At 29.5% G+C, this 13397-nt stretch carries 12 protein-coding genes; all 12 read right to left on the reverse strand.

Going from position 1 to position 13397, the window contains the following annotated elements; all coding sequences use genetic code 11:
• Nucleotides 1-216: 216 nt before the first annotated feature.
• The 12 genes from BUB01_RS11625 to BUB01_RS23585 all read right to left on the reverse strand — a co-directional run bounded on the left by BUB01_RS11625 (nt 217) and on the right by BUB01_RS23585 (nt 13219).
• Complete coding sequence (locus tag BUB01_RS11625) at nt 217-1215, reverse strand: inorganic phosphate transporter (RefSeq protein WP_072987637.1); 999 nt, start codon at nt 1213-1215, stop codon at nt 217-219.
• The gene (locus BUB01_RS11630; RefSeq protein WP_072987640.1) at nt 1208-1834 is read right to left on the reverse strand and encodes a DUF47 domain-containing protein; all 627 of its coding nucleotides are present in this window, start codon (nt 1832-1834) and stop codon (nt 1208-1210) included. The genes BUB01_RS11625 and BUB01_RS11630 overlap by 8 nt, the downstream gene beginning before the upstream one ends.
• 307 nt (nt 1835-2141) lie before the next feature.
• Nucleotides 2142-4145, reverse strand: coding sequence for a triple tyrosine motif-containing protein (locus BUB01_RS11635; RefSeq protein ID WP_072987643.1), 2004 nt, complete (start codon nt 4143-4145; stop codon nt 2142-2144).
• A 464-nt stretch (nt 4146-4609) separates the two neighbouring features.
• Nucleotides 4610-5059: a YaiI/YqxD family protein gene (locus tag BUB01_RS11640; protein ID WP_072987646.1), complete on the reverse strand. Its 450-nt coding sequence runs from the start codon at nt 5057-5059 to the stop codon at nt 4610-4612.
• Between the two features lie 171 nt (nt 5060-5230).
• Nucleotides 5231-6580 carry a glucose-6-phosphate isomerase gene (locus BUB01_RS11645; RefSeq protein ID WP_072987649.1) on the reverse strand — a complete coding sequence of 450 codons (1350 nt, stop codon included), beginning with the start codon at nt 6578-6580 and terminating at the stop codon, nt 5231-5233.
• A 68-nt stretch (nt 6581-6648) separates the two neighbouring features.
• The gene (locus tag BUB01_RS11650; RefSeq protein ID WP_143152490.1) at nt 6649-6855 is read right to left on the reverse strand and encodes a hypothetical protein; all 207 of its coding nucleotides are present in this window, start codon (nt 6853-6855) and stop codon (nt 6649-6651) included.
• 310 nt (nt 6856-7165) lie between these two features.
• Nucleotides 7166-8134, reverse strand: a complete 969-nt coding sequence (locus tag BUB01_RS11655; protein WP_072987655.1) for an ABC transporter ATP-binding protein — start codon at nt 8132-8134, stop codon at nt 7166-7168.
• Nucleotides 8135-9112 (reverse strand): ABC transporter ATP-binding protein, encoded by a 978-nt coding sequence (locus BUB01_RS11660; protein WP_072987657.1) that lies wholly within the window; start codon nt 9110-9112, stop codon nt 8135-8137.
• Nucleotides 9113-9128: 16 nt separating this feature from the next.
• Nucleotides 9129-10037 carry an oligopeptide ABC transporter permease gene (opp4C, locus tag BUB01_RS11665; protein ID WP_072987660.1) on the reverse strand — a complete coding sequence of 303 codons (909 nt, stop codon included), beginning with the start codon at nt 10035-10037 and terminating at the stop codon, nt 9129-9131.
• A 12-nt stretch (nt 10038-10049) separates the two neighbouring features.
• A complete protein-coding gene (locus BUB01_RS11670) occupies nt 10050-11015 on the reverse strand; it encodes an ABC transporter permease (RefSeq protein ID WP_072987663.1) in 966 nt (321 codons plus the stop codon).
• Nucleotides 11016-11081: 66 nt separating this feature from the next.
• Complete coding sequence (locus BUB01_RS11675) at nt 11082-12791, reverse strand: ABC transporter substrate-binding protein (protein ID WP_072987666.1); 1710 nt, start codon at nt 12789-12791, stop codon at nt 11082-11084.
• Between the two features lie 212 nt (nt 12792-13003).
• On the reverse strand, nt 13004-13219 hold the full coding sequence (locus BUB01_RS23585; protein WP_072987668.1) for a hypothetical protein: 216 nt from the start codon (nt 13217-13219) through the stop codon (nt 13004-13006).
• Nucleotides 13220-13397 lie beyond the last annotated feature (178 nt).

Genomic DNA, 13397 nt, shown 5'->3' on the forward strand with positions numbered 1-13397 from the left:
TCTTACTCTACTCTTTATTAAAGATAATTAATTTTATAATCAATTTAAAAATTAAGAAAACGTAAAAAAGCTATCCTTAATAACAAGAAATAGCTCTAATTTTATCTAATTTTAAATAATTAAATTTTCTATATATAAAACTTCTACTTAAATATATTTGTAAGAGAAATCTTACAAATTACATTCCATTAAGTAAATTAAATTTTGGATTATCTATTAAAATAACTTTATTATTGCTGTTACTAATGCCCCAACTATTATAGTTGAAGGTATAGTTATAAACCAAGTCATTACTATATTTTTCGCAAGTGACCATCTTACTGATGACAATCTTTTTGAAGCTCCAACACCCATTATAGATCCTGAAATGATGTGAGTTGTTGAAACTGGTGCATGTAACATACTTGCTGTAAATATCATAGCTGCTGCTCCTGTTTCTGCTGCAAAACCATTAACTGGAGTAAGCTTTGCCATATTAACACCTACAGTTTTTATTATCTTCCATCCACCTACAGATGTTCCTAACGCCATTGCTATAGCACAACTTATTTTAACCCATACTGGAACATGGAATGTAGTTATTAATCCTCCACTTAAAAGTGCCATAGATATAATACCCATAGATTTTTGAGCATCATTTCCACCATGATTAAAAGCCATCAATGCTGCTGAAGCAATTTGTGCCTTAGAGAATATTTTTGTAACTTTTGCTGGTTTAGTTTTTCTAAGCATCCAATTGATAGCTACCATAACTAAATACCCCATTATAAAACCTATAACTGGAGATAAAAAAAGCCATAAAACTATCTTAGTAAAGAATGAATACCAATATACTATTTTAGCTGTTCCCGCATATGTCATAGCTGAACCTATCAATCCACCTATTAAAGCATGTGATGAACTACTAGGAATGCCATAATACCATGTAATAAGATTCCATATAATCGCTGCAACTAAAGCTGCTAATATAACCATTTGCGGTATTCCTTTTGGATCAACTATACCTGCTCCTATGGTTTTTGCAACACCTTCACTTATAAATGCTCCTAAAAAATTCAAGCTAGCCGCCATAATGATAGCTTGCCTTGTTGTTAAAACCCTTGTAGCTACTGATGTAGCTATAGAGTTTGCAGTATCATGGAAACCATTTATAAAGTCAAACACTAATGCTAAAACAACTACAGCAATAGTAACAATCATAACAGAATTAAGCATGCTTCATTACAACTCCTTCTATTATATTGGCTAGTTTTTCAAATGAATCAGCAGTTTTTTCAAGAACTTCGTATATATCTTTCCAAATAATTATGTCTATTTCTTTAGTCTTTCCATCAAATAATTCTCTTATTGATTCTCTAAAAAGAACATCTCCCTGATTTTCTATTTTATTAATTTCAATAATTAAATTTGAAAATTCTTTTGAATTTTTCATTTTTGCAAGTTCAACCATTAACTTCTTTAACTCTACTGAAGCCTGAACTATAAATTGAGAAAACTTTTTAGCATTTTCTCTTGAATGTGCAACATTATACATCATAAATCTTCCGCCAGTTTCTTCTATGTTATCAACTACATCATCAAGGGCTTTACCTATAACATATAAATCTTCTCTATCTAGCGGAGTTATAAAGCTATTATTTATTTCTTCTAGAACTTCATGTAACTTTTTATCTCCTTTGTGTTCAATATCTCTTAGTTCTTCAAATTTATGTACTGCATTTTGTTCTGGTTTTTCAACTAATTCATTTAAAGTTTTAGCAGCTTCCTCTATTATTTCTGCAAATTCACTAAATAAGTCAAAAAACTTGTCATTTTTCGGTGATAAATTAAACATAAATTCCTCCTAAATATATATATAATAATTTGGACAACATCTTTATAATAAACTCTTTATGTTAAGAATATATTAAGTTTTGTTAAATAAAATAACTTTTTTAATATTTTCTTAATATATTTAATCACTAATATTCATTTTTTTCCACGAAAACATTTACAAAAAAACATTTTTTTCTATCACTTTATATAGTACCCACAAAAATTATATTTATTTAAATTTAAAACTATTAAAATAGTATATATTTTTCTATAGTTTAACAAAAAAACTCTTCTTAAAAGTTTAATACTTTTAAGAAGAGTTTCTATTATTCTTCCACAATAAATTCAAAATTATCATAATCTTCATAAGCAGATTTTTTATAGTAGCTTTTTGTTAATAAAAGCATTCTATATGTCCCTGCTCTAAATGGTCTGAAAGCATAATAATCTTTTCTACTATATCTTTGTACAAGATTCCAATTATCACCCTGCATTAAATAATACTCATAGCATACTTCTTTGCCACCTTGACAAATACCTGAAAAATTAATTTCTTCATTTACTTTAAAAGTTTTCTTATCACATATTATTTTGGTTTCTGTTATTGGCGGAGCTTCATTAACATAAACCTTGACTTCCCTCTTACTATCAAAACCCTCTTTACATTTTTTGTTTTTAGCAAAGATTTCAACTATATACTTACCTGCACATTTTGGTGTTAAAATCATTTTCTTATTTTGTATAAATTCTGTCTCTTCAACAATTTGATCATTTATCTTTGTTACATACTTCATAAGCACTTCAGATGTATTTTGAGTTATAGCTTCTATTTCTATAATATCTCCAACTAAAAAATATCCATTAGATGGTACTAAAATATATTCTATTTCTCCTGGTATATACGCTTTAACATTAAAATGAATTATTGAATGTGCATCATATTCTTTTTGCGAATATTTATCTTTAACTCTTATCTCAAATTTATATTGTCCTTCTGATTCTGGTGTAAAATTAACCCAATTTGCATTTCCATAATTCATCTTTTCTATTTCTTTTTCATCTTTGTAAACTAAAAATTCATATTTTAAATCTGTACCACCCTCAGCAATGACTTTTATATTGACTGGCTCATTTATAAGATAATTTTTATTTTTATCTAGAACTAAATCTAAAATCTTAACTGGCTTATTACACTTTTTTTCAATAACATATTCAATTTCTGCTTTTGCTTCATATTCACCATTAAAGCTTTCATCTTTAATTTCAACTATTAATCTATATTCACCTTCATATTTAGATGTCCATAAATAACTAGAATTTCTTGTGTATCCTGAATCTTCCCCATAATTACCATCTATCTTAAACCTATATAAAAGATTCTTTCCACCTTCTGCTACTGCCTTTAATAAAACATTTGTTCCATTAACCTGAGGTGAGCTTATATCTGTTGTAAAACTTTGAATTTCTATATTATTATAAGGCATAACCTCATAAACTATAATAGCTCTATCATCATATTCTCTAGTTGAATACATATCTCTAATTAAACATAATAGTTTATAAGTTCCTCTTTCTTTTTCTGTATAAGTAACCATCCGTCTTGATGAATAATCCTGTATACAATAAACCTTTCCATCAGGATTCAACTTTACAAATTTATACAACAAAGTTCTATCATCTGAATACTTTGCATCAACTTGAAAAACAAGCTCTTCTCCAACTAAAAGATCATTAGTTAAGCATTTAAAATTGGTAATTTCCGGCTTATCTACATCTTTTACTTCAAATTTAATAGTTTTAAAATCATCAAAATTATTAGAGGACTCTGGTTTTTTACATTCTACCAAAATTTCAAATTCTCCCCCTTCTCTTACTGTATAATTTATTTTATTTTCTACTGTATAATCCTTTATTATCTGCCATCCAGCCTTTGAGCTAATCAAATATCTGAACATACACGGAACTTTAGTAGTTTCAACTTCTAAGGATAATTTTTCTCCGACACTTAAATTCTTCTTATCTATATATATATTAGATATTAATTTATCAGAGTCATTTCCTATAATATAGCTAACTGTACCTTTATAATCAAAAGGCTTTTTAGATTTTTTGTTTTTTGCTTGAACTAGTATCATGTATTCGCCTTCCTCTTTAGGCGTCCACACAACTCTTGAATATTCACTAAAATCTTCAAGAGTTTCCCACATACCGTCCTTGCCAATTAAAAATTTATATAGTAATCCTGCTTTATCAAACTTAGCTTCTATAATAATATCTTGTCCTAATTCTTGAGGACTACTTTTATCTAATTCTAATAGTAAATCCTTCATCATTTTGCCCCCCATTTTCTTCTCAATTACTCCACTAAAATATAATTTAGATATATTGTAAACAAGTATCTTTAATTACAACTTGTACATACTTGATATTTAAAATATAATTTTAATAATTTTATAGAGTTTTAATATTAAGCCTTAATTTATTCATTAAAAATATCGTTTATTTATCTTACTTAAATAAATTTACAAATTAACCTTTAGATTTAGAACCCTATAACTAGTTATCAAATTAATAACTAACCCTATAAAAATTATATTACATTTACCATATTATGTAAATACATCTTTTATATTTTTATATTTTCCCCTTTTAATTACCAACCTTAATCCATGTTATAAAAGCAATTAGTACAAACTTGAAGCTTTTTGATTTTATGTACCCTTTTAATCCTTGAAGATATTACATATAATAATTATACTTCAATAAAGAAAAAAGTGTAAGAATATTTTACACTTTATACCTCTAATTCCTTAGCTTTAATTATTAATTTTTTTAAATTTCTATAAAGTCTATCATCATCCTCTGATGTTCTTTTACTAGGACTTGAAGTTTTTCCGCCTGATCTTCTAACTTTCTGAGATATATGCCTTTCAAATAATAATTTATCAATATTACCTTCATCAAAAACATACCCTTTAGGTCCTATAGCAAAAGCTTTCTTTCCTAAAACCATTGCAGCTACACCAAAATCTTGAGTTACTACTATATCATTCTTTTTTGTCTCATTCATGACATACATATCTACACTTTGAAATCCAGCATCTACACACTTTATAGTGCTATATTCAGAAGTTATATAATGATTTATATCACAAAATATAACTACTTCAATTTTTTCTTCCTTAGCTGCTTTTTCTATTAATAATTTCCCAGGACATCCGTCACCATCTACTACTATTTTCAATGCAAGCACCTCCATTTGAATTAAAAATTCAAAATTGAGAACCAGTTCATAAAATTAATAATGCACAGTTCTCAATTCTCAATTCTCAATTCTCAACTCTAATTTTCATTAATTTAAAACCTCAGAAACAACTAACCACTTAGCTATTTCTGAGGTTAATATTAATTTAAATTATAATCTTGCTTCTAATTCAGCTTTTAAATCTTCAAAACCTGGCTTTCCAAGTAAAGCAAACATATTTTTCTTATATGCTTCAACTCCTGGTTGATCAAATGGATTAACTCCTAAGATATAACCACTTATAGCACAAGCTTTTTCAAAGAAGTATACCATTCTTCCAAAGTAGTATGGAGTTAATTCTGGAACATTAACAACTAAATTTGGAACTCCTCCATCATTGTGAGCAAGTAATGTTCCTTCATAAGCTTTTTTATTAACAAAGTCCATAGTCTTTCCAGCTAAGAAGTTTAATCCATCTACATTTTCTTTGCTTTCTTCTATAACTATTTCTCTCTTTGCTTTTCCTACATTTATAACTGTTTCAAATAGGTCTCTCTTACCTTCTTGGATGTATTGACCCATTGAGTGAAGGTCTGTTGAGAAGTCAACTGCTGCTGGGAATATACCCTTGTTGTCTTTTCCTTCTGATTCTCCGTATAATTGTTTCCACCATTCATTAAAGAAATGTACTGATGGTTCGTAGTTAACTAAAACTTCTATTGATTTACCTTTATTGTATAGAGCATTTCTAGCTGCTGCATATTTATAACATTCATTTTCCATTAAAGATGGATTTTGATATTCTTCTCTTGCATCAGCTGCTCCTTCCATTATTTGATCAACATTAACTCCAGCTACTGCTATTGGAAGTAAACCAACTGCTGTTAAAACTGAGAATCTTCCTCCAACATCATCTGGAATTACAAAAGTTTCATAACCTTCAGCATCAGCTAAAGACTTTAAAGCTCCTTTTCTTGCATCTGTTGTAGCATATATTCTATTCTTAGCTTCATCTTTTCCATATTTCTTTTCCATATAATCTTTAAAAATTCTGAATGCTATAGCAGGTTCTGTAGTAGTTCCTGACTTTGATATAACATTAACACTTATATCTAAACCTTCTACTGCTTCTAAAAGTTCTGCCATGTATGTTGAACTTATATTATTTCCCACGTAGAATATAGCTGGTGATTTTCTCTTATCTTTACTTAAACTATTATAAAAATTGTTTGTTAACATTTCTATAGCAGCTCTTGCTCCTAAGTATGATCCACCTATACCTATAACTATTAAAGCATCTGAATCTTTTCTTATTTTTTCAGCTGATTTCTTTATTCTTGCAAATTCATCTTTATCATAATTAACTGGTAGGTCAACCCATCCTAAAAAGTCGTTTCCAGCACCTGTTTTATTGTGCAATTTTTCATGAGCAACCTTAACAGTTTCTCCCATATATTGAACTTCATGCTCTTTTAAATAAGGAGCAGCTTTTGATAAATCAATTGATAATCCTTTTTTCATAATAAAATAAACCTCCAAAAAAATATATTTATCTAATAAGGCCCAATAAGGGTCTTGAAGAGAACTTATTAACTAAGCCAGAACTTATCTAATAAATAAAGTATTAAACCAAAAATAGCAATACCTATAACTAACATAGGTAATATTATCAAATATTGAGCAACCATAATAGCCACTAAGTCTTTGAACTTTGGCTTTTCTTTATCTTTTATATCTTCAAATAATTGTTTTTCTTCTTGTTTCTGCTTTTCTTCCAATGGATCATATCTAAACATAATTACACCCCATAACATTAAGGTCTAAGGCATGTATAAAAAATAACAATTAAAAAATACAAAGTATATTTTACTATTATTTTGTTAATAAGCCTAGAGTTATTATATCATACTATTAGTATAATTTATTAAGCAAATAATTATTAAATTAAATTTTGGTTTAACTTCCAACTTTCTAGGTTCTATTTTATACTCTTTACATAAAAAAAATCAACTGAATAATATCTTTCTTTTTTTACAATATAAGACCCCCGTAGCCTTATTAAGCATAGGAGGTCTTATTTTGAATTTTTTTGTATTATCTATTTTTCTACACAATATGACATGCTACAAAATGATCATTTCCTACATTTCTATACTCTGGATTTTCCTTTGCGCATCTCTCTGTCGCATAAGGACATCTAGTATGGAACTTACATCCACTAGGTGGATTTGCAGGCGATGGAATATCTCCTTTAAGAATTATTCTATCTCTTTTAATTGTTGGGTCTGGTACTGGTACTGCTGAAAGTAATGCCTTAGTATATGGATGAAGTGGGTTGTCATATAATTCATCCTTTGGTGCTAGTTCCACTAAGCTTCCAAGGTACATAACTCCAACCTTATGACAAATATGTTTTACAACACTTAAATCATGAGAGATAAATAAATATGAAAATCCCATTTCTTGTTGCAATTCCATCATAAGATTAATAACTTGTGATTGGATAGAAACATCTAGAGCTGATACTGGCTCATCTGCAACTATAAAACTTGGATTTAATATAAGAGCCCTTGCAATACCTATCCTTTGTCTTTGTCCACCTGAAAATTCGTGTGGATATCTTTTCATATGATATGGAGCTAGCCCACATCTTGTTAAGGTTTGAGCAACCTTTTCTGAAACTTCTTCCTTACTACATAATCCATGACTCAATAACGCTTCACCTACAAGCTCACCTACAGATAATCTTGGATTTAAAGATGAATAAGGATCTTGGAATATCATTTGCATTTTAGGTCTCATGCTTCTAAGTTCTTTTTTATTTAAAGCAAATAAATCTTTACCTTCAAAATAAACATTTCCTTCTGTTTTTTCAAACAATCTTAATATAGCTCTACCAGTAGTAGATTTACCACAACCAGACTCTCCAACTAACCCTAATGTTTCTCCCCTTTTTATTTCAAAAGAAACACCGTCTACAGCCTTTACATTTCCTACTACCTTTGAAAGAACTCCAGCTTTAATAGGGAAATATTTTTTTAAATTCTCAACTTTTACAACTACATCATCATTCATTTATTTTCCCTCCTCATAAAGCCAACAAGCTACCTTGTGTCTATCATTAACATATTTAAGTTCAGGCTGAACATCTTTACATTTAGCTTTGCATTTATCACATCTTGAACTAAAATAACAATTATCAGGCATTCCTATTGGATAAGGAACTTGTCCTGGTATTGAATATAATCTATCTGCTTTTTCTGTTAAAACTGGTTTTGATTTTAAAAGTCCCTTAGTATATGGATGTAGTGGATTTTTAAATAATTCCTCTACTGGAGCTTCTTCTATTACCTTACCAGCATACATAACAACTATATAATCAGCCATTTCAGCAACAACTCCAAGGTCATGTGTTATAAACATTATTGAAGTGTTAAGCTTCTTTTTAATATCTCTCATCAAATCAAGTATTTGAGCTTGGATAGTAACATCTAGAGCTGTTGTTGGTTCATCAGCTATTAAAAGTTTAGGGTTACAACATACAGCCATAGCTATCATAACTCTTTGTCTCATACCACCTGATAATTCATGAGGAAAACATTGCATAATTTCCTCAGCCCTTGGTATACCTATTATCTTAAGTACATCAATAGCTTTTTTCTCAGCTTCCTGCTTAGTTAGCTTTTGATGAAGTATTATAGCTTCACAAATCTGATCTCCAATCCTAAATACCGGATTTAAAGAAGTCATTGGTTCTTGGAATATAACTGAAACATCATTTCCTCTTATATGTCTCATTTCATCTTCACTAAGCTTTAATATATCCTTACCTTGAAATAATATTTCTCCGCCTTCAATTTTTCCAGGAGGATTTGGTATAAGTCTCATAAGTGACATGGCAGTAACAGATTTTCCGCAACCAGATTCTCCAACTACGCAAACTGTTTCGCCTTCTTTTATTTTAAAACTAACATCATTAACTGCTTTTACAACACCTTCTCCTGTATGGAAGTAGGTTTTTAAATTTTTAAATTCCACTAATGTCTTAGCCATAATCAATCTCCCCCTTCTACACCTTAAGTTTTGGATCTAGAGCGTCTCTTAAACCATCACCAAATAAATTGATAGACATAACTGTTAAGAATATACAAACTCCAGCTGGCATCCAAAGCCATGGTTGAAATTGTAATGCATATGCATCATTAGCTGCTTGTATCATATTTCCCCAAGTTGGTGTAGGAGGAGTAACTCCAAGACCCAAAAAGCTTAATGCTGATTCAGTAAGGATAGCTGAACCTATACCTAATGTAGCTGAAACTATTATAGATGCAAGAGTATTTGGTAATAAATGAACAAACATCTTTCTTCTATCACTTAACCCTAAAGCTTCTGCAGCTTGCATAAATTCTTGTTCTCTAAGTGATAATATTTGTCCTCTTACTAAACGACAAAGACTCGGCCAACTTAAAACACCTATTATAACCATAACTATATACATTCTTTTATCTGGTGCTACACTATTATCCGACATCATTGCCGATACCATTAATAAAAGTGGTAAGAATGGGAAGCATAAAAATATATCAACTATTCTCATTATTATAGTATCTACTATTCCACCATAATAACCAGCTACAATTCCTAAAATAGTACCTATTGCAACTGAAATTGATACTGCTATAAACCCAACTGCTAAGGATATTCTTCCACCATACATAAGTCTTGCAAGTACATCTCTACCAACATTATCAGTACCTAATAAATGCTCAGATGATGGTTTTGCAAAAGTATTCACTAAATCTGTTGTCTCCCAACTTTGTGGATAAACGATAGGCCCTATTATTGCAATTAAAATAAGGGCTATTATTATATATAAACCAGCCATTGATAGCTTATTCTTTTTAAGTCTCTTCCAGGCTACGGTCCATGGACTTTCTATCTTTTCTTTTTTTTCTATAACTTTATCGTCCTTTTTCATGAAAGCTCCCCCTTACTTTAATCTTATTCTTGGGTCTACTAATGCATATAACACATCTGCTATAAGATTTCCTACTAGTGTTAATGTAGCAAGTAGCATATTTAATCCCATTAATAAATAATAATCTCTATTGTTAACAGCTGCTAATTGAACTGGTCCTATACCAGGCCAGTTAAATATAGTTTCTGTTAAGGTAGCTCCTGAAAATAATCCTGGTATTGAAAATCCTAATAAAGTTATTACTGGTATAAGAGCATTTCTCAACGCATGCTTGTACACAACAACCTTTTCTTTAAGACCTTTAGCTCTAGCTGTTCTAATATAATCTTGTCTTATAACTTCTAACATACTTGAACGAGTATACCTCATCCACCCCGCAACACTACCTAAAGTTAATACTATTAATGGTAATGTCATATGTTTTAATACATCTAAAAATCCTTCAATTCCTGTATAATTACTTCCTGCTGTTCTCATACCTGAGAATGGTAAAAGTTGCAAATCAACTCCAAGCCATTTTATTAATAATAATCCAAAGAAGAAAGATGGCAATGAAATACCTATGAGTGCAAATACCGTGAAAAATTTATCGAATCCCGAATACTGTTTGGTAGCCGACACAACTCCAATTGGAACGGCTATTATAACTCCTAAAACTAGCGAAGCTAAGGCTAAATAAAATGAATTTCCGATAAAATCATGCATTACAGCTGTAACTGGTTTTTTGTAGTAAAAAGATTCCCCAAATGTATGATCTTTAACTACACCTTTTAACCAATAATAATATTGAACATGTTTTGGTTCATTTAAATGATATTGTGCTCTTATTTCTTGTTTTCTTTCAGCACTCATATGTGGATCCATATTAGCTGATAACGCATCACCAGGCGCCAATGCAAATATTATGAATATAAACAAAGATATACCTATTAATGTAGGTATTATTTGTAATACTCTTCTTATGATATACTGTTTCATACTAACCCCCCTATTTTAAATAAAGCCTGGAACCTCCTTCCAGGCTTTCTTATCATTACTTATTTGCTATTGTAATTCTACCTTATCTATATTCATAGTCCAATTTACATAAGTAGATATATCCATATTCTTTACCTTTGAACTTACTGAGAACATTTCTTTTGATGAATCTAAGAAAATATATGGCAGCTCATCATTAACTAATTTTTGCCATTTAGAATAAACCTCTTTTCTCTTTGCTTTGTCTGTTACTGCTATTCCTTCTTTAAGAAGCTTATCACTTTCTTCATTTCTAAATCCACCAGCGTTAAATCCACCTGGAACATCTTGTTGGATTCCAAAGGTACCTAATTGATCTGGATCTAAGGAACTTGCCCATGCCATATTACACAATTCAAACTCTCTTTTGTCCGTTACCTTTGATGATAAAGTTGCAAATTCCACAAGTTCTGGAACAACCTCTACCCCTATTTTCTTCCAATCTTGTTGTAGTATAGGTATTAATGTATCAACATATTTAGATCCTGTATAAGTAAGCCATTTTATTTTGAATTTTTCGCCATCTTTTTCTCTTATACCATCTGATCCTTTTTTCCATCCTGCTTCATCTAAAAGTTTTTCTGCTTTATCCTTATCATACTTATATTCGTTTAAATTACTTTCATAAGCCCAAGATACTGTATTTATTGCGCTATGACATACATCTGCATAACCTTTATAATAAGTATCTACAAACTTTTGTCTATCAAATCCATAAGTCAAAGCCTGACGTACTTTTTTATCAGCAAATTTTTTATCTCTTAAGTTGAAACCTATATATCCATAACCATTTTTAGGATATATTTGTTCTTCTAAAAATCCAGCTGCCTCTAATTGTTGAATATTTTCTGGTCTTGCTGGAATTCTATCTATATCTACACCACCACTCACTAATTCTTGAATTTGTGTAGATGCATTTGTACTTTTTAATATGATATTAGTTATTTTAGGTTGACCATTCCAATAATTATCATTTCTTGTAAGATTAACCTCTTGTCCTTGTTTAAAATTCACAAATTTATAAGGACCTGAGCCCACAGGTGTTAAAAATTTGTCTTTTAACTTTTGAATATTACCTTTAGGGAAATCATATTCGCTCTTAGGCATAATTCCTACACCATAACCAAAAGCATCCATAGATGGCGCATATACTTCCTTCATTGTAAATGAAATAGTATTATCATCTATAACCTTAATTCCTTTTACTTCTGTTGCATTCCCTTTTTTATATTCTTCATAACCATCTATATGTTCTACATAATTACCCATTGGACCATCATAACTTGGATCACATAGAGCAGTATATGTAAAAGCTACGTCTTTTGCAGTAAAGTCATTGCCATTAGAGAACTTTACTCCTTTTCTTAAGTGGAATGTATAAGTCTTATCTCCATTTGTAAGGTCCCACTTTTCAGCAAGCCTTGGAGTTGGATTTCCATCCTTATCATTTGCTGTTAAAGAATCAAAAACTAAGTTTACAACATATTGATCATCTACAGTTTGCCCATATATAGGATTAAAATTTCCTGGTGGTGTTTGTACCCCTACTATTAAAGTATCTTTTCTATTTTTAGCCGTCTGTGGAAGCTTAGCTGGATCTTTAGCTTCTTTTTTTTCTGATGATTTTTTGTCAATTTTTTTAGTTTCCTTTGCGGCTTCGCCACTTTTGCCACATGCAGTAAATATTGTTGATGCTACCATCACTACTGATAACATAGTTACCAATTTTCTTTTCATGAATTTTCCCCCTAAAACTTTTTATATATATTTTTTACCAACTATATATTTTTATGCTGGTTTTTATCATTAAATATCTTATTTTTAATTCTTCACTTTTTCTTAATTTAAAAACATTTGAATATTTTATTTTATGCCACTTCATATGAAATTTATTACAATATAATCATTCAAAATCATTTTATTAATAAAAAAGTGTTTTTTTAAACAATTTACAATTCAAATTTGTTATTTATTATTATATATCTTAACAAATACTTTGTAAATATACATCCTTTAATATTTTTACATATTTTTTTATTATTTGATAAATCATTCTTATCTATATCGTCCAATCCCTTTAAAATAGCCATTATTAAAATATAACTTATCTTTAGCCAATTATTTTCTTTAAAAATTGTTACAAGTTTCCTGTTAAAAAATTTCATTTAGATAATTTTAACATTAAAAATTTTTTAACGTTATTATTTAATATGTAAAAATTTGTGTTGAAATTATATATATTATTTCTCATTAAAATACAAAAGTTTTACCGTATGAAAATTAGAATTTCTTTAGAAAAATTATAAGCTTATCCGGTCTTTTATTAGGAGTTATCTATGAATT

It is taken from the genome of Clostridium cavendishii DSM 21758, from assembly GCF_900141845.1.
Lineage (GTDB): Bacteria > Bacillota > Clostridia > Clostridiales > Clostridiaceae > Clostridium_AG > Clostridium_AG cavendishii.